The sequence below is a fragment of the Streptomyces sp. NPDC014623 genome (assembly GCF_043088245.1).
Taxonomy (GTDB): domain Bacteria; phylum Actinomycetota; class Actinomycetes; order Streptomycetales; family Streptomycetaceae; genus Streptomyces.
On record NZ_JBIBZU010000004.1, the window covers coordinates 230,027 to 245,296 of the forward strand.

A 15,270-nucleotide genomic window follows, 5' to 3' on the forward strand; every position below is an offset into this window, starting at 1 on the left:
GTTCCCGTGTGTCGCGTCGACCCTGCGTGACGCAGATCATGCCCGCCGCCGGACCACCCGACCCGCAGCTCACCGGAGTGGCGTCGCGGAGTAACGTCGTGGGGTCGAGGCGGGCACCGGAATCAAACGGGAACTGCCGCACGAGGATCAGCGAAAGGCACGAGGTGACGGACTCTATGGCCGACATTGCACGCGTCGGAGTGGTGGGCTGTGGCCAGATGGGCGCAGGCATCGCGGAGGTGTGCGCCCGCAGCGGCCTCGATGTCATGGTGGCCGAGACCACCGGCGAGGCCCTGGAGATAGGGCGCACCCGGCTTCACAACTCCCTCTCCAAGGCCGCCGAACGCGGCAAGATCACCGAGGAGGAGCGCGACGGGACCCTCGGCCGCCTCAGCTTCACCACCGACCTCGGCGAGTTCGCCGACCGCGACCTCGTGATCGAGGCCGTCGTGGAGAACGAGCAGGTCAAGACCGAGATCTTCCAGGTGCTCGATCAGGTGGTGACCCGGCCGGACGCGATCCTCGCCTCGAACACCTCCTCCATCCCGCTGGTGAAGCTGGCCGTGGCGACCTCCCGGCCGGACCAGGTCATCGGCATCCACTTCTTCAACCCGGCCCCGGTGCAGCGGCTCGTCGAGCTGATTCCCGCGCTGACGACGTCCGACGCGACCATAAAGCGTGCCGAGGCCGTGGTGCACGACGTGCTCGGCAAGCACGCGATCCGCGCCCAGGACCGCTCCGGCTTCGTCGTCAACGCCCTGCTGATCCCGTATCTGCTCTCCGCGATCCGGATGTTCGAGTCGGGCATCGCGAGCCGCGAGGACATCGACAACGGCATGGAGATGGGCTGCGCCCACCCGATGGGTCCGCTCAAGCTCGCCGACCTGATCGGTCTGGACACCGTGGCCTCGGTCGCCGACTCGATGTACGCGGAGTACAAGGAGCCGCTGTACGCCGCTCCTCCGCTGCTCCAGCGGATGGTGGACGCGGGCCGGCTCGGCCGGAAGACGGGCTCGGGCTTCTACCCCTACGAGTGAACCGCCTCCGCCGGTGCGGCGGGCTGCCCAGGTGGCCGGCCGCACCGGCGTGCGCCGTCACCCCAGCTGCATGTGATGGAGCATCAGCAGCCCGGCCGCCATGTCGGCGGCCGGGATCCCACCGCCCGCGACCATGTCCGGGACGAGTTCGAGCGGGACCCACTCGCGGCGTGAGGACTCGAAACCGCCCGCCGGAGGACCGGTGTACGTCGCCTCTCTGGACCTGCGCCCTGCCGCGCCGGTGCGCCGCTCGGTCGAATGATCGCCTCGCAGGAGGCGGCCGGGTCGACGGACCCCCCCTCGTAGCAGTTCGACGGCCCGCACCCGCGCCGTCCGTCCTGCCCCGGCACTCCGTGGCAGGACGGACGGCGCCGGACCGCACAGCCCACCGACCCGCGATGCCAGGAGGGTCCCTGTACGGTCCCCGGGCCGCCCGGCGGGAGCAGAAGGGGCGTACCCGGTGGCCGGATACGCCCCTTCCCACCACTCGGGTCCTACGCGCCGCGCAGGACCGCCCCGGTGCGCTCGGCCGCCAGGGCGACCGCGGTGTCGCGGGCCGCGGAGGCCTCCTCCACCGTCAGCGTGCGGTCCGGGGCACGGAACCGCAGCGCGTACGCCAGGGACTTCTTGCCCTCACCGATCTGCTCGCCGGCGAAGACGTCGAACAGCCGAAGCGATTCGAGCAGGTCACCGGCGCCTTCGCGAAGCGCCTTCTCCACGGTCTCGGCGGGCATGTCCGAGGCGACGACGAGCGCGACGTCCTGGGTCGCCACCGGGAAGGTGGAGATCCGGGGCGCCTGGAGCACGCCGTCGACGGCCTTCTCCAGGACGTCGAGCTCGACCTCCATGGCGCAGGTCCGCTCGGGCAGGTGGAGTTCCTTGACGACGCGCGGGTGCAGTTCGCCCGCGTGCCCGAAGAGGATTTCCTCCCCGCCGGCCGTGACGTACAGCGCGGCGCAGCGGCCGGGGTGCCACGGTGCGTGCCGGTCGGCCCGGACCGTCACCTCGACGCCCGCCTCGCGTGCGATGACGCGCGCCGCCTCGACGGAGTCCGCCCAGTCCGCGGGGCGGCCCTTGCCCCACCAGCCGGCCTGCTCGCGGGCTCCCGCGAGGACGACGGCGGCACGGCGCGGCTGACGCGGCAGTGCCGCGTCCAGCCCGGCGATCTCTTCGTCGGTGGGACGCCGGTCGACGGGCAGCCGCACGGCCTTGGTCTCCTCGCCGGTGGGCCTGAAGACCAGACCGGTCTCGAAGAGCGCCAGGTCGTGGCTGCCACGACCGTCGTTGCGCCGCAGTGCGCCGAGCAGGCCCGGCAGCAGCGTGGTGCGCAGCGCGGGTTCCTCGTCGGAGAGCGGGTTGACGAGGGTGACCGTACGGCGGCGGGCGTCGTCCTTCTCCAGGCCGAGCTGGTCCAGGACGGCGTCGCCGATGAACGGGTAGCTCAGCGCCTCGACGTAACCGGCGCCCGCGAGGGCGCGGCCGATGCGGCGGTGCAGCCGCTGGCGGTCGGTGAGCCCGCGTCCGGAGGGCGGGGTCGGCAGGGTGGAGGGGAGGTTCTCGTACCCCTCCAGCCGGATGACCTCTTCGGCCAGGTCGTTCGGCTCGGCGAGGTCGGGGCGCCAGGACGGCACCGTGACGATCAGCTCGTCCTGCCCGTAGACGTCGCAACCGACCTGCTGGAGGCGGCGTACGACGGTCTCGCGGCCGTAGGCGACACCGGCCACCCGGTCGGGGTGGCTCGCCGGCATCGCGATGGTGCGGGGCGCGGACGGGGCGGTGATCTCCGTGACGCCGGCCTCGGCCGTGCCGCCCGCGAGGAGGACCAGCAGGTCGACCGTGCGCTGCGCGGCAGCGGCGGCCGCCCGCGGGTCGACACCGCGCTCGAAGCGCCTGGAGGCCTCGGAGCTCAGCTTGTGGCGGCGCGCGGTCCGGGCGATCGCGATCGCGTCGAAGTGCGCGGCCTCGATGACGACCTCGGTGGTCCCTGCCTCCTCGGCCGAGTCGGCGATCTCCGTGTCGGCGCCGCCCATGACGCCCGCGAGACCGATCGGCCCGCGGTCGTCGGTGATGACCAGGTCCTGGGCGTCCAGTACCCGTACGGCGCCGTCGAGCGTGGTGAGCTTCTCGCCCTGCTGGGCCCGGCGCACCCCGATCGTGCCCTCGACACGGGTGCGGTCGTAGGCGTGCAGCGGCTGCCCGAGCTCCAGCATCACGTAGTTGGTGATGTCGACGGCGAGCGAGACGGTGCGCATCCCGGCCTTCTGCAGCCTGCGCTGCATCCAGATCGGGGAGCGCGCCTCGGGCCGCAGGCCGGTGACCGTGCGTGCGGTGAAGTTGCTGCATCCGAACGGGTCGGAGACCTTCACCGGGTAGCCGTGCGCGTTGGGCGGGGGCACGTCCAGGAGCGCCGGGTCACGCAGCGGCAGCCCGTACGCGATGGCGGTCTCACGGGCGACCCCGCGCATCGAGAGGCAGTAGCCGCGGTCGGGCGTGACGGCGATGTCGAGGACCTCGTCGACGAGCTCCAGGAGCTCGATCGCGTCGGTGCCGGGCTCGAACTCCGGCGGCAGCACGATGATGCCGTGCGTGCCGTCGTCGCCCATGCCGAGCTCGTCGGTCGAGCAGATCATGCCGTGCGAGGTCTTGCCGTACGTCTTGCGCGCGGCGATCGCGAAGTCACCGGGCAGCACCGCGCCCGGCAGGACCACGACGACCTTGTCACCGACGGAGAAGTTGCGGGCGCCGCAGACGATCTCCTGCGGTTCGCCGGTGCCGTTGGCGGTGCCGACGTCGACCGTGCAGAAGCGGATGGGCTTCTTGAAGCCCTCCAGCTCCTCGATGGTCAGGACCTGCCCGACGACCAGGGGGCCCTTGAGGCCGGCACCGGTCTGCTCGACGGTCTCGACCTCGAGGCCCACGGAGACGAGCTTGGCCTGTACGTCCCGGCCGGTCTCCGTCGCCGGCAGGTCGACGTATTCCCGCAGCCAGGAAAGCGGGACGCGCATCAGATCTCCATCCCGAACGGCCGGGTGAACCGGACGTCGCCCTCGACCATGTCTCGCATGTCCTCGACGTTGTGGCGGAACATCAGCATCCGCTCGATACCGAATCCGAAGGCGAATCCGCTGTACTTCTCGGGGTCCACACCGCAGGCGACGAGCACCTTCGGGTTGACCATGCCGCAGCCACCGAGCTCGATCCAGCCCTCGCTGCCGCAGGTGCGGCAGGGGCGGTCCGGGTTGCCGACGGACTCGCCGCGGCAGACGTAGCAGACCATGTCCATCTCGGCGGACGGCTCGGTGAACGGGAAGAAGTTCGGCCGCAGCCGGGTCTTCATGTCCGGTCCGAAGAGCGCCTGGACCATGTGGTCGAGAGTGCCCTTGAGGTCGGCCATCGTGAGGCCCTCGTCGACCGCCAGCAGCTCGATCTGGTGGAAGACCGGGGTGTGCGTGGCGTCGAGCTCGTCGGTGCGGTAGACCCGGCCGGGGCACACCACGTAGACGGGGGGCTTGCGGCTGAGCAGGGAGCGGGCCTGGACGGGCGAGGTGTGCGTGCGCAGCACGACACCGGACTCGTCGGTCTTCGCACCGTCGGCACCCTGGACGAAGAAGGTGTCCTGCATCTGCCGCGCCGGGTGGTCGGGCACGAAGTTCAAGGCGTCGAAGTTGAACCACTCCGCCTCGGCCTCGGGGCCCTCGGCGATCTCGTAGCCCATGGCGACGAAGACGTCGGCGACACGCTCCATGATCGTCGTCAGCGGGTGGCGCGCACCGGCCGGGGTCCGGTCGTAGGGCAGGGTGACGTCCACCGCCTCCTCGACCAGCACCCGGGCGTCACGCTCGGCCTCCAGCTCGGCCTGGCGGGCGGCCAGTGCCTTGGAGACGGCGCCGCGGGCCTGGCCCACGCGCTTGCCCGCCTCGGCCTTGGCCTGCGGCGGCAGGGCGCCGATCTCCCGGTTGGCGAGCGACAGGGGCGAGGTGCCACCGGTGTGCGCGGTCTTCGCCTGGGCGAGCGCGTCGAGGTCGCCCGCGGCGGCGAAGGCGGCGAACGCCTCGTCCCGCATGCGCTCGATCTCTTCCGGTTTCAGTGCCTCGACCTCGACTGGGTCGTACGACTTGTTCGGTGCCGACATCTCTTCCCGTGCTTCCGATTGGCTGGTGGCGACCCTGTTCGACGACTGAGGACGCAAAGGTGCCAAAAGTCGAGTCTACGGGCCGCCGGGGGGCGAAGAAGCCCGTGGGCCGCTCAGACCAGGTAGGCCGGCGCGCTCACGGGCAGGATAAACCGGAACTCGGCGCCGCCGCCGGGCGCCCGGTCGACGGTGATGGTGCCGCCGTGCGCCTCGACGATGCCCTTGACGATGTACAGGCCCAGGCCGGTCCCGCCGCGCTTGCTGCCCCGCCAGAAGCGGGTGAAGACGCGACCCATCGACTCCTCGGGGATGCCGGGGCCTTCGTCGCTCACGGTGACTGCCGTTCCGCTCTCGTCGCTCTTCGCCGGTGCGGGTGCAGGGGCGATCTCAATAGTGACGGTTCCCTCGCCGTGGCGCACCGCGTTTTCGAGGAGGTTGCCGAGTACCTGGTCGACCTTGTCCGGGTCGGCCCAGAGCGCGGGCAGCGGCCGGCGGGTGTGCACGAGGAAGCGGCCTGGCGCCTGGCCGTTCGCGGTGAGCGCCTGGATGTGGCGCTCGACGGCGGCGGAGATGTCCACGGGCTGGCGGCGCAGCTCCAGCCGGCCGGAGTCGATGCGGGAGATGTCGAGCAGCTCGGCGATGAGCCGGGTGACGCGGTTGGCATCCGCGTCGACGGTCTCCAGCATCAGCCGCTTCTGGTCGTCCGTGAACCGCTCCCACTTGGCCAGGAGGGTGGCGGTGAAACCCTTGACCGAGGTCAGCGGGGAACGCAGCTCATGGGCGACGGTCGCGATCAGCTCGGCGTGGCTGAGCTCCGTGCGACGGCGCGCCTCGGTGCCGCGCAGCGACACGACGAGCCGTCGGACCGGGCCGGCCGGGGTCTCGCGTACGTACCGGGCGGAGACCAGGACCTCGCGGCCCCCGGGGAGCAGCAGGTTCTGTTCGGGCTGGCCGACCCTGATGGCGAGCCCGCCGTAGGGGTCGGTGAGGTCCCACCAGCGTCGCCCCTTGAGGTCCTCGAGGGGCAGCGCCTGGTCCAGGGAGCGGCCGAGCGCGGCGGGCCCGGGCGTGGCGGTGATCCGGGCCGCGGCCGCGTTGAAACAGATGACCTTGCCGTGCTCGTCGGCGACGACGAGACCGTCGGGCAGATCGTCCGGGTCGATGCCCGTAGCGGGGTCCCCGTCGGCCCGGCTCTCGCCGGCCCCGTCGGAGGGGGCGCGCACGGCGGCCGTGTGTGTCGCTCGCGGCCTGCTCATGCCGACAGTCATCTTCCCGTACCCCACCTCTCGAACCGGTGCAGTGGGCCCCCGAGTCCGTCACCTTACTAGGCGTCAGCGGCCGGGCACACCCTCCGGGCGGGCACCGGCGGGGTGTGGCCCGTATCGATCGGTGGTGCGCCGGCGGGGATCAGCGGGCCCGTCGCGGGCGCTGGGCCCGCGCGGAGGCGTAGAGGCACACGGCGGCGGCGGTGGCGAGGTTGAGACTCTCCGCCTTTCCGTGGATGGGGACCCGGACGACGGCGTCGGCCAGGGCCCGCGTCTCCTCCGGGAGGCCCCACGCCTCGTTGCCGAACACCCAGGCGGTGGGCCCGCCCATGGTGCCCGCGTCGAGTTCGTCGTCCAGGTCGTGCTCGCCCGCGCCGTCCGCCGCGAGGATGCGCACACCGGCGCTCCGGAGCCCCTGCACGGCCTGCTCCACGGGTACACCGACGGCCACCGGCAGATGGAAGAGCGAACCGACGGAGGCCCGGACCGACTTGGGGTTGTAGAGGTCCACGGAGGCGTCGGTGAGCACGACCGCGTCCGCTCCGGCGGCGTCCGCGCAGCGCAGCACCGTACCCGCGTTCCCGGGATCGCGTACGTGGGCGAGGACCGCGACCAGGGTGGGCTTCGCCACGAGGATGTCCTGGAAGGGCGAGTCCAGGAAGCGGCAGACGCCGATCAGCCCCTGGGGGGTGACGGTCTGCGAGACGTCGGCCAGCACGTCGGCGTCCGCGAGGTGCACGCGGGCGCCCGCGGCGCGGGCGGCGTCGATGATGCCGGCGTACCGGTCGGCCGCCTCGACCGTCGCGAAGAGTTCGGTGAGCGTGGGTACGCCGTCACCGCCCCGGTGCGCGGCGGCCTCCCGCACGGCCTGCGGCCCCTCGGCGATGAACCTGCGCTCCTTGCCGCGGAAGTTGCGCCTGGCCAGCCGGCGTGCGGCGGCGACTCGCGGCGATCGCGCGGAGATCAGTTCGGGGGTGCCCATGGTCGGCGGCGAGCCTCTCTGCGTAAGTCAGCTTCTCTGCGTACGTTTCTCTGCGTACGGCTGACTGCGTACGCGACACGTGGTGCAACGCACCGGACCCGCAGACGGCACACGCCTGCGGGTCCGGCTCAAAACACTGGGACGTCGGGAAGTGCTGCCTGGATCAGGCGGCCTTCGGGGCGTTGACGTCGCTCGGGAGGGCCTTCTGGGCGACCTCGACGAGGGCGGCGAACGCGTTGGCGTCGTTGACCGCGAGCTCGGCCAGGATCTTGCGGTCCACCTCGATGTTGGCGGCCTTCAGACCCTGGATGAGGCGGTTGTACGTCATGCCGTTCTGACGGGCAGCCGCGTTGATCCGCTGGATCCAGAGCTGACGGAAGTCGCCCTTGCGCTTCTTGCGGTCGTTGTAGTTGTAGACCAGGGAGTGGGTGACCTGCTCCTTGGCCTTGCGGTACAGGCGCGAACGCTGACCGCGGTAACCGCTGGCGGCCTCGAGGATCGCCCGGCGCTTCTTGTGGGCGTTTACCGCCCGCTTGACGCGTGCCACTTTTAACTCCTTGCAGCGGGGCTGGGAATCGCGGTGTCGACTCACCAGCCCGGAAACGAATTGGTCCCGGTCGGATGGAGGTCGTGCCCCCGGCTGTACCGGAGGCGTCGTCCTCTACTTGCCGAGAAGCTTCTTGATCTTCTTGGCGTCGGCCGGAGCCACGACGACCGTGCCGGTCAGCGAGCGGGTCTTCTTGGACGACTTGTGCTCGAGCAGGTGGCGCTTGCCGGCCTTCTCGCGCAGCACCTTGCCGGAGCCGGTGATCTTGAAGCGCTTGCTGGCACCGCTGTGCGTCTTGTTCTTCGGCATCGCGCCGTTATCTCCTCGTCAGTGGCGCCCCTCACGGTGCGGGCACCGGACTGCAGGGGCGTCAGATCTTTGGGTGGTTTCCGGGGGACCCGGGGGCGCCTGGGTGGCGGCCCCCGGAGGTCACGCCTCGGAAGGTGTCTCGGCCGGAGCCTCGGCCGCTGCGGCCGGGGCCTCAGCGGTGTCACCCTCGGACTCGGCGTCGGGGGTGGATCCCTGACGCTCCGCCTTGCGGGCGGCCTGGGCCTCACGGGCTTCGGCCATGGCTTCGGTCTTCTTCTTGTGCGGGCCCAGAACCATGATCATGTTCCGGCCGTCCTGCTTCGGGTTCGACTCGATGAAGCCGAGGTCCTCGACATCCGAAGCGAGACGCTGGAGCAGTCGGAAGCCCAGCTCGGGACGGGACTGCTCACGACCGCGGAACATGATCGTGATCTTGACCTTGTCCCCCTGCTTGAGGAACCGGACGACGTGACCCTTCTTGGTGTCGTAGTCGTGCGGGTCGATCTTCGGCCGGAGCTTCATTTCCTTGATGACCGTGTGCGCCTGGTTCTTGCGCGCCTCACGGGCCTTCATGGCCGACTCGTACTTGAACTTTCCGTAGTCCATGAGCTTGCACACGGGGGGACGGGCTGTCGCCGCCACCTCGACCAGGTCGAGGTCGTACTCCTGTGCGAGCTCCAGGGCCTTGGCAAGCGGAACAATCCCGACCTGCTCGCCGCTGGGACCGACAAGTCGCACCTCGGGAACGCGAATCCGGTCGTTGATGCGGGGCTCGGCGCTGATGGATCCTCCTCGGTAGCACCACGCGACCGCCTGGCGGACAGCCGCGTAACGTCTTATGTATGACCAACCGAGCCGGGAAAACAGAAATGCCCCGGACGGGACACAGGCGGGGCTCCTGGAACTACCGGAACACCGCCGCGTGCAACCGCGGGGCGCAATCGGGCGACCCCATCGTCCGTACGGAACGATGGCTGCCACCTGACCGGTGACCCGCCGTCCCTGAGGACGGTCAGGTGGGAGATCGGAGCCTCCACTTGTGGGCCGGACACATAGATGTCCAGCCGGTCGTTACACAAGGTTAGCAGCTCTCCGGGCCCACGGCTAACCCGCTGTCCGGGCGGCTCCCGCAGCAAGAGCCGCGCCGACGTGGCCTTATCGTGTGGGGCATGAGCGACTCGACCACCCCCAGCACCGAGAACCCCGGCTTCGACGACATGGCCCGCGACATCGCGGAGGTTCCCGCGGTCGAGGTGATCGTGACCGTCGCCGTCAATCTGATGAGCGCGGCAGCCGTGAAGCTCGGCCTGACCGAGGAGGGCGAGCAGCACAAGGACCTCGACGAGGCCCGCAAGCTGGTCCAGGCACTGGCCGGACTGCTCGACGCGAGCGCCACCGAGATCAGCACGTTCCACGCCTCGCCCCTGCGCGACGGCCTGAAATCGCTCCAGCTGGCCTTCCGTGAGGCCTCGCTCGTCCCGGACGAGCCCGGTCAGGGCCCGGGTGAGAAGTACACCGGTCCCGTCTACGGCTGATCCTCCGGCCGAGGCCACCGACGAGCCCGCCGCCTGTGACAGGCGGCGGGCTCGTGTGCGTCAGCGGCTGAACAGCGGCTCGCCCGGGGCCTCGGCGCCGGCCGGCAGCAGGGCGAGATCGATGCCGTGCACCAGCCGGGCGCGCAGCACCTCGCTGGCCGAGAGGGCGTCGGCGACCCGGCGGGCGGCTTCGGCGACCACGGCGTCCGGGGCGAGGACCAGGGCGAGGGTGCCGTCGGCCCGGCCGGGGCCGAGGTGGGCGCGCAGCACCGCGGGCTCGGCGGCCGCCGCCTCCCGCACCGCGGCGACGACGGCGGGGTCGTCGAGCGGGTCCGCGCTGGCACGGTTCTCCGCCAGGGCCAGCAGTGCCGGGCCCGTGAGCTCGAAGGCGACGGGCCCCGCGAGGTCGAGCACCACCGTGTCCGCCTTCTCGTGCGCGGCTGCCTGCAGCGCCTGGTGCAGGGGCACGGCGACGGGACGCGCCTGCGGGTCCCAGCGGGCCAGCGAGGCGGTGGAGGTGAAGACGGGCAGGGCCCGCCGGTCACCGGCCTGCAGGGTCGGCACCGCCATGTCGCTGGTCTTCTCCCGGCGCAGTCCGCCCACCCGCCGCCCGCCGCCGTCCTTCCCAGGAGCTTCGTGCCCCTCCTCGACCTCTCCCAGGACGGCGACGACCGGTACGAGCAGCCGTGCGTCACGGAGCGCCGCGAGGACGGGGCCGACGGCCGTCCGGTCCGCGGCCCATGCCGCGAGGGCCGCCGTCAGTCCGGGCGAGGCCGTGCCGTCGTCGTCGGAGAAACCGGGGTCGGGGATGTTCTTGAGCGCCACACGACGAGCGTAGTGGGTCGCTCCTCCCGCCCGGACGACAGGGCGGCCCCGGACTGCCGCCGGCCTGTTCCGCCGCCGGAGGTGCGTGTCCGGTGGGTTGTGCGCCCGATGACACGCCTGCTGCCGTGGCCGCCGTATCGTCCGCGTCGAGCCCGTCGGCGGTGACGGGCCGGGACGAGGAGACCGACGTGGATCTCGACGCGGAGCTGGCCGACGCGCTGGCGCACCTGGCGGACGGCGCCGACGTGTCGGTGGCCGTGCTGGACGCGGGGAGCGGCGCCGGTGCCGCGTACGGGGACGGGGCGTACGACGCGGCCAGCGTCGTCAAGACCGGCATCCTGGCGGCGCTGCTGCTCCAGGCGCAGGACGCGGGCCGGGAGCTGAACGGTGCCGAACACGCGTACGCGGAGGCCATGATCCGGCGGAGCGACAACACCTCGGCCACCGAGCTGTTCAAGGCGATCGGTGGGGAGGAAGGGCTGGACGCGGCCCACGAACGGCTGGGGCTGACCAGGACGCGAGCCGCCCACGCGTGGGGGCTGACCCGGACCACGGCCGCCGACCAGGTGCGGTTGCTGGAGGCGGTGTGCGGGACGGAATCGGAGCTGACGGCGGCCTCTCGCACCTACATCACGGAGCTGATGGGGCAGGTCGAGGCCGATCAACGGTGGGGAGTGTCCGCGGCGGGCACCGGCGTGGTGCTGAAGAACGGCTGGATGCCCCGGACGACGACGGGACTGTGGGACGTCAACAGCGTCGGACGGGTCGAGAGCGGCGGGCACACCCTGCTGATGGCGGTGCTGTCGCGCGGGCACGCGACGAAGGAGGCGGGCATCGCTCTCGTGGAGTCCGTCGCGAAGGCGGCGGCCGGGGTGACCGGTGCGTTGGCTGATCCGGGCTGAAGCCGTGCGGCCGGCCGGGGCCGTCCGCTCAGCGCGGGGGGCCGGCGGGGAACGGGTGGTGTCCGGGCGCGGGCGCGTACCCGCCACCGGTGTTCCTGCCGCGCCACAGCACCACGGCCAGGGCGAGGAGCACGGCTCCGAGACCGCCCGCCGAGGGGGCCAGCCAGCCGGCCGGATCCCCGTCGTCCCCTCGCGGCGCGGGGCCGGAGCCGAAGTACTCGTCCCGGTGGCCCGCCCCGGCGGACCGCGCGCCCGGATCGTCCGGGCGCAGCTCCGCGCCGGCCGCTATCGCGGCGGCCGGGTCGACCAGGCCGTACCCCCTGGCGTCGTCGCGGCCGCCGGCGGGGGCGTCACGGGCGGTGTCCGCGAGCAGGGTCTTGATCTGCGCGGGCGAGAGGGCCGGGTGCGCGGCACGCACGAGGGCCACGGCCCCGGAGACGTACGCCGACGCCGCGGACGTGCCCCACTCGATGTAGTAGTGCCGGTCGGGATTGGCCACGACGATGTCGACGCCGGGCGCGCTGACGGTGGCGTACCAGCGCCGGGTGGAGAACGCGGCGTGCGTGCCGTACTTGTCGACGGCTGCGACGGCGATCACGCCGGGGTAGGCGGCGGGATAGGAGATGCGGTCCCCCTTGTCCCCGCTGTTGCCCGCCGAGGCGACGACGGCGACCCCCTTGCCGAGGGCGTACTGGACGGCGGCGTCCTCCCCGGGCTCCGGGTGGGCCGACTCGCTGTCGTCCCCGAGGGAGAGGTTGATGACGTCGGCGCCCTGGTCGGCGGCCCAGCGGATGCCGTCGGCGAGCGCGGTGCCGCGTGATTCGCGGGCTTTGGCGCGTGAGGGGTCGCCGGACTCGAGGATCACCCGCACGGGCAGGATCTTCGCTTCCGGGGCGATGCCGAGGACGCCGTCTCCCCGCCCGGGGCCGCTTCCCCGGCCCGCGATGATGCCGGCCATGGCGGTGCCGTGCAGGGCCCAGGAGCGGTCACCGCGTGCGGCACCGAAGCCGATGAGGTCCTTGCCCGGAAGGACCTGTCCGGCGAGGTCCGGGTGGGCGTCGTCGACCCCGGTGTCCAGGACGGCGACCGTGATGCCCGCGCCCTTCGTGGTCTGCCAGGCCGTGTCGGTGCGGAGGGCCTTCAGACCCCACTGCTGGTCACGGATGGCGTCCGCGTGGGCGGGGACGGCGGGCAGCACCACGAAGGCGGTGGCCGTGGCCACGGCGGCGAGCGCCCGGAGCCGGCGGGGACGGATCACGCCGGCTTCTCCGTGAGGTCGGCGACGGTCCTGCGCAGGGCGCGTTCCACCCGGTCGGCGACGCCCTTGGCCTCGTGGCCGAGACCCGCCTGGGCGGGGGGCGTCGTGGCACCGGCGGCCATGGCCTCGGCGGCGGGCTGCGGCTCGGCGACCGCACGGCCGTCGGCGAAGCCCGAGACGGCGAACACGACGACGGGCAGCTCGGTCAGGACGTGCACCGTCCAGCTGGCGCGCTGCTGGTCGCCGAAGCCGGCGGCGACGGTGCCCTCGGCGGGGTAGGTGCGGGGCATCAGGTCGGGGCGCCCGGTGAGGCGCTGGGTGGTGAACCGGGTGCTGAGCGCGCTCATCGCGCCGGTGCCGGCCTCCGTGAAGACCATGCCGACGGTGGTGACGCTGCTGCGTGTGGCGTCGGTGTAGGTGGCGCGCAGCAGGCGTTCGCAGCCGACCGGGCGGAGCGTCTCGAGCAGCAGCGGGTCCAGGCCCGCCGCGCAGCCGCTGTCGCTCGCTACGGCGACCCTGGACCAGGTCCGGTCCGTGGCCCCCGGACCCGCGCCGTCGCCCTTGAGGGTGCGCGGGAAGAGGGTGTCGACGGGCACACTGTGCCAGGCGGAGCGGCTCACGGTGTACACGCTGTCGTCGCCGGCCCGGGCCGCGGAGTCACCGGTGAGCCAGCTGCCGGTGACGGCGCCGCCGATGAGCCCCAGGCCGAGCACGGCGCAGACTGCGGCCCCCGCGGTCCTGGCGGGGTGCCGGGCCTTGACGGGGCGCAGCCGGGTGGTGGTCTCGACGGGCGTCTCGGCGTACGCGTGGTACGCGCCGGGGGGAGCGGGCGCGGCACCGGGGCGCGGGGTGAGGTCCACGGCGCCGACGGGCCTGCGCCTGGTGGCGGCGGGCGGTGGCGGGCCGGGCGGCACGGGGCGGAGCCGCGTGGTCGTCTCCACCGGGGGGACGGGCCCGCCTCGCGGGGCAGGCGGCGGCGGGGCGCTGCCGGATACGGGCGGAGCGGGTTGCGGGCGCGGGGCCGGTGGTACGTGCGGCGGGGAGGCCGGCCGGGGCGGCACTGGAGCGCGCCGCGCTTCGGTACTCATCCGCCCCCCTGGTCCACGTCCCCGTACCGCCTGCGGACCGCCGCTGCGCACGGGTCCGCCGGTCGGTCGTGTGACGGTCACTCTACGGGGTGTACGGCCACCCGTGGGAACGGGACCGAGGGTGCGGGACGATCTGCACCGAACATCCTCTACCCAGTGGTACGGCCGTCTGGCAGGCTGCGGCCATGACTGTCCGCGCCGCTGACCGGAGCCGTTACGACCGGGCCACCGCCCACCTCGACGCCCCGGTGGCCGTCGTCGATCTGGATGCCTTCGACGCCAACGCCGACGACCTGGTGCGCCGGGCGGGCGGGAAACCCGTCCGGGTGGCGAGCAAATCGGTGCGCTGCCGTGCCCTGCTGGAGCGGGTGCTCGCGCGTCCGGGCTTCGCCGGGGTCATGTCGTTCACCCTCGCGGAGTCGTTGTGGCTGGCCCGCTCCGGGTTCGACGACGTGCTGCTGGCCTATCCGTCGGCCGACCGGTCCGCGTACGCCGAGCTGGCGGCCGATCCGAAGCTGGCCGCGGCCGTGACGGTGATGGTGGACGATCCCGCGCAGCTGGAGCTGATCGACGCCGCGCGGGCCGGCGGCACCGAGGAGATCCGGGTCTGTCTGGAGCTGGACACCTCGCTGCGGCTGCTCGGCGGCCGGGTCAGGGTCGGCGCGCTGCGCTCCCCGCTCCGCTCCCCCGCCCAGCTCGCCGAGCTGGCCCGCTCGGTGGGACGCAGGCCCGGCTTCCGGCTGGTGGGGCTGATGGCGTACGAGGGGCATGTGGCCGGGGTGGGCGACTCGGTGGCCGGGCGGCCGCTGCGCTCGCGCGCGGTCCGGCTGATGCAGACGGCGGCTCGCCGGGAGCTGGCGGCGCGGCGCGCGGAGACCGTGCGGGCGGTCCGTGCGGTGGCGCCCGGCCTGGAGTTCGTGAACGGGGGCGGCACCGGCAGCGTGCAGCACACCGCCGCGGAGTCCGCGGTGACCGAGATCGCGGCGGGATCCGGGCTCTACGTCCCGAGGCTGTTCGACAACTACACCTCCTTCACGGGCCGTCCGGCGGCCCTGTTCGCCCAGCCCGTGGTACGGCGGCCGGGGGTGGGCGTGGTGACGGTGCTCGGCGGCGGTTACCCGGCGTCCGGGGCTGCGGGAGCGGACCGGCTGCCGGTGCCGTATCTGCCCGAGGGGCTGCGCTACGAACCGCAGGAGGGCCCGGGCGAGGTGCAGACGCCGCTGCTCGGGGCCCCCGCCGACGACCTGCTGATCGGCGACAAGGTGTGGTTCCGCCACGCCAAGGCCGGTGAGCTGTGCGAGCGCTTCGACGAACTGCGGCTGGTCGAGGGCGAGCGGATCACCGCCACCGTGCCGACGTACCGCGGTGAGGGACGCACCTTCCTCTGAGG

The 15,270-nt window shown here is 72.7% G+C and carries 14 protein-coding genes and 1 pseudogene; 4 read left to right on the forward strand and 11 right to left on the reverse strand.

Features of this window, described 5'->3' with window-relative positions; all coding sequences use genetic code 11:
• The first annotated feature begins 176 nt into the window (after positions 1–176).
• On the forward strand, positions 177–1,037 hold the full coding sequence (locus ACF1FZ_RS09595; protein ID WP_391772793.1) for a 3-hydroxybutyryl-CoA dehydrogenase: 861 nt from the start codon (positions 177–179) through the stop codon (positions 1,035–1,037).
• 57 nt (positions 1,038–1,094) lie between these two features.
• On the opposite strand, the pseudogene ACF1FZ_RS09600 reads toward ACF1FZ_RS09595, so the two are convergent.
• The 8 genes and pseudogenes from ACF1FZ_RS09600 to infC all read right to left on the reverse strand — a co-directional run.
• Positions 1,095–1,259, reverse strand: a pseudogene (locus ACF1FZ_RS09600) (NUDIX hydrolase); the annotation flags it as partial.
• A gap of 272 nt (positions 1,260–1,531) precedes the next feature.
• Positions 1,532–4,042, reverse strand: coding sequence for a phenylalanine--tRNA ligase subunit beta (gene pheT, locus ACF1FZ_RS09605; RefSeq protein WP_391772794.1), 2,511 nt, complete (start codon positions 4,040–4,042; stop codon positions 1,532–1,534).
• A complete protein-coding gene (gene pheS / locus ACF1FZ_RS09610; RefSeq protein WP_391772795.1) occupies positions 4,042–5,169 on the reverse strand; it encodes a phenylalanine--tRNA ligase subunit alpha in 1,128 nt (375 codons plus the stop codon). Before pheS ends, pheT begins: the two co-directional genes overlap by 1 nt.
• Positions 5,170–5,282: 113 nt before the next feature.
• Positions 5,283–6,437 (reverse strand): ATP-binding protein, encoded by a 1,155-nt coding sequence (locus ACF1FZ_RS09615; RefSeq protein WP_391772796.1) that lies wholly within the window; start codon positions 6,435–6,437, stop codon positions 5,283–5,285.
• Between the two features lie 139 nt (positions 6,438–6,576).
• Entirely contained in the window at positions 6,577–7,416 is an 840-nt protein-coding gene (locus tag ACF1FZ_RS09620) for a TrmH family RNA methyltransferase (protein ID WP_391772797.1), read from the reverse strand.
• Between the two features lie 163 nt (positions 7,417–7,579).
• The gene (rplT, locus tag ACF1FZ_RS09625) at positions 7,580–7,963 is read right to left on the reverse strand and encodes a 50S ribosomal protein L20 (RefSeq protein ID WP_003970214.1); all 384 of its coding nucleotides are present in this window, start codon (positions 7,961–7,963) and stop codon (positions 7,580–7,582) included.
• 114 nt (positions 7,964–8,077) lie between these two features.
• Complete coding sequence (gene rpmI / locus ACF1FZ_RS09630; RefSeq protein ID WP_030918579.1) at positions 8,078–8,272, reverse strand: 50S ribosomal protein L35; 195 nt, start codon at positions 8,270–8,272, stop codon at positions 8,078–8,080.
• Positions 8,273–8,392: 120 nt separating this feature from the next.
• Positions 8,393–9,112, reverse strand: coding sequence for a translation initiation factor IF-3 (infC, locus tag ACF1FZ_RS09635; RefSeq protein WP_104791966.1), 720 nt, complete (start codon positions 9,110–9,112; stop codon positions 8,393–8,395).
• Between the two features lie 329 nt (positions 9,113–9,441).
• Here infC and ACF1FZ_RS09640 point away from each other — a divergent pair, with 329 nt between their 5' ends.
• Positions 9,442–9,807, forward strand: coding sequence for a DUF1844 domain-containing protein (locus ACF1FZ_RS09640; RefSeq protein WP_391772798.1), 366 nt, complete (start codon positions 9,442–9,444; stop codon positions 9,805–9,807).
• A 60-nt stretch (positions 9,808–9,867) separates the two neighbouring features.
• Here ACF1FZ_RS09640 and ACF1FZ_RS09645 read toward each other — a convergent pair whose 3' ends face one another.
• On the reverse strand, positions 9,868–10,632 hold the full coding sequence (locus tag ACF1FZ_RS09645) for an SseB family protein (RefSeq protein ID WP_391772799.1): 765 nt from the start codon (positions 10,630–10,632) through the stop codon (positions 9,868–9,870).
• Positions 10,633–10,724: 92 nt separating this feature from the next.
• Here ACF1FZ_RS09645 and ACF1FZ_RS09650 point away from each other — a divergent pair, with 92 nt between their 5' ends.
• The gene (locus ACF1FZ_RS09650) at positions 10,725–11,534 is read left to right on the forward strand and encodes a serine hydrolase (protein WP_391772800.1); all 810 of its coding nucleotides are present in this window, start codon (positions 10,725–10,727) and stop codon (positions 11,532–11,534) included.
• 28 nt (positions 11,535–11,562) lie between these two features.
• Here ACF1FZ_RS09650 and mycP read toward each other — a convergent pair whose 3' ends face one another.
• Complete coding sequence (gene mycP, locus ACF1FZ_RS09655; protein WP_391772801.1) at positions 11,563–12,792, reverse strand: type VII secretion-associated serine protease mycosin; 1,230 nt, start codon at positions 12,790–12,792, stop codon at positions 11,563–11,565.
• Complete coding sequence (locus ACF1FZ_RS09660; protein WP_391772978.1) at positions 12,789–13,652, reverse strand: hypothetical protein; 864 nt, start codon at positions 13,650–13,652, stop codon at positions 12,789–12,791. Before ACF1FZ_RS09660 ends, mycP begins: the two co-directional genes overlap by 4 nt.
• A gap of 413 nt (positions 13,653–14,065) precedes the next feature.
• Here ACF1FZ_RS09660 and ACF1FZ_RS09665 point away from each other — a divergent pair, with 413 nt between their 5' ends.
• The gene (locus ACF1FZ_RS09665; RefSeq protein ID WP_391772802.1) at positions 14,066–15,268 is read left to right on the forward strand and encodes an amino acid deaminase/aldolase; all 1,203 of its coding nucleotides are present in this window, start codon (positions 14,066–14,068) and stop codon (positions 15,266–15,268) included.
• Positions 15,269–15,270 lie beyond the last annotated feature (2 nt).

Excerpts from the sequence above, each read along its gene's own strand:
- pheT (WP_391772794.1), bottom strand. The coding sequence starts at position 4,042 with ATGCGCGTCCCGCTTTCCTGGCTGCGGGAATACGTCGACCTGCCGGCG.
- ACF1FZ_RS09595 (WP_391772793.1), top strand. The coding sequence starts at position 177 with ATGGCCGACATTGCACGCGTCGGAGTGGTGGGCTGTGGCCAGATGGGC.
- ACF1FZ_RS09665 (WP_391772802.1), top strand. The coding sequence starts at position 14,066 with ATGACTGTCCGCGCCGCTGACCGGAGCCGTTACGACCGGGCCACCGCC.
- ACF1FZ_RS09615 (WP_391772796.1), bottom strand. The coding sequence starts at position 6,437 with ATGACTGTCGGCATGAGCAGGCCGCGAGCGACACACACGGCCGCCGTG.
- ACF1FZ_RS09620 (WP_391772797.1), bottom strand. The coding sequence starts at position 7,416 with ATGGGCACCCCCGAACTGATCTCCGCGCGATCGCCGCGAGTCGCCGCC.
- rpmI (WP_030918579.1), bottom strand. The coding sequence starts at position 8,272 with ATGCCGAAGAACAAGACGCACAGCGGTGCCAGCAAGCGCTTCAAGATC.
- pheS (WP_391772795.1), bottom strand. The coding sequence starts at position 5,169 with ATGTCGGCACCGAACAAGTCGTACGACCCAGTCGAGGTCGAGGCACTG.
- ACF1FZ_RS09640 (WP_391772798.1), top strand. The coding sequence starts at position 9,442 with ATGAGCGACTCGACCACCCCCAGCACCGAGAACCCCGGCTTCGACGAC.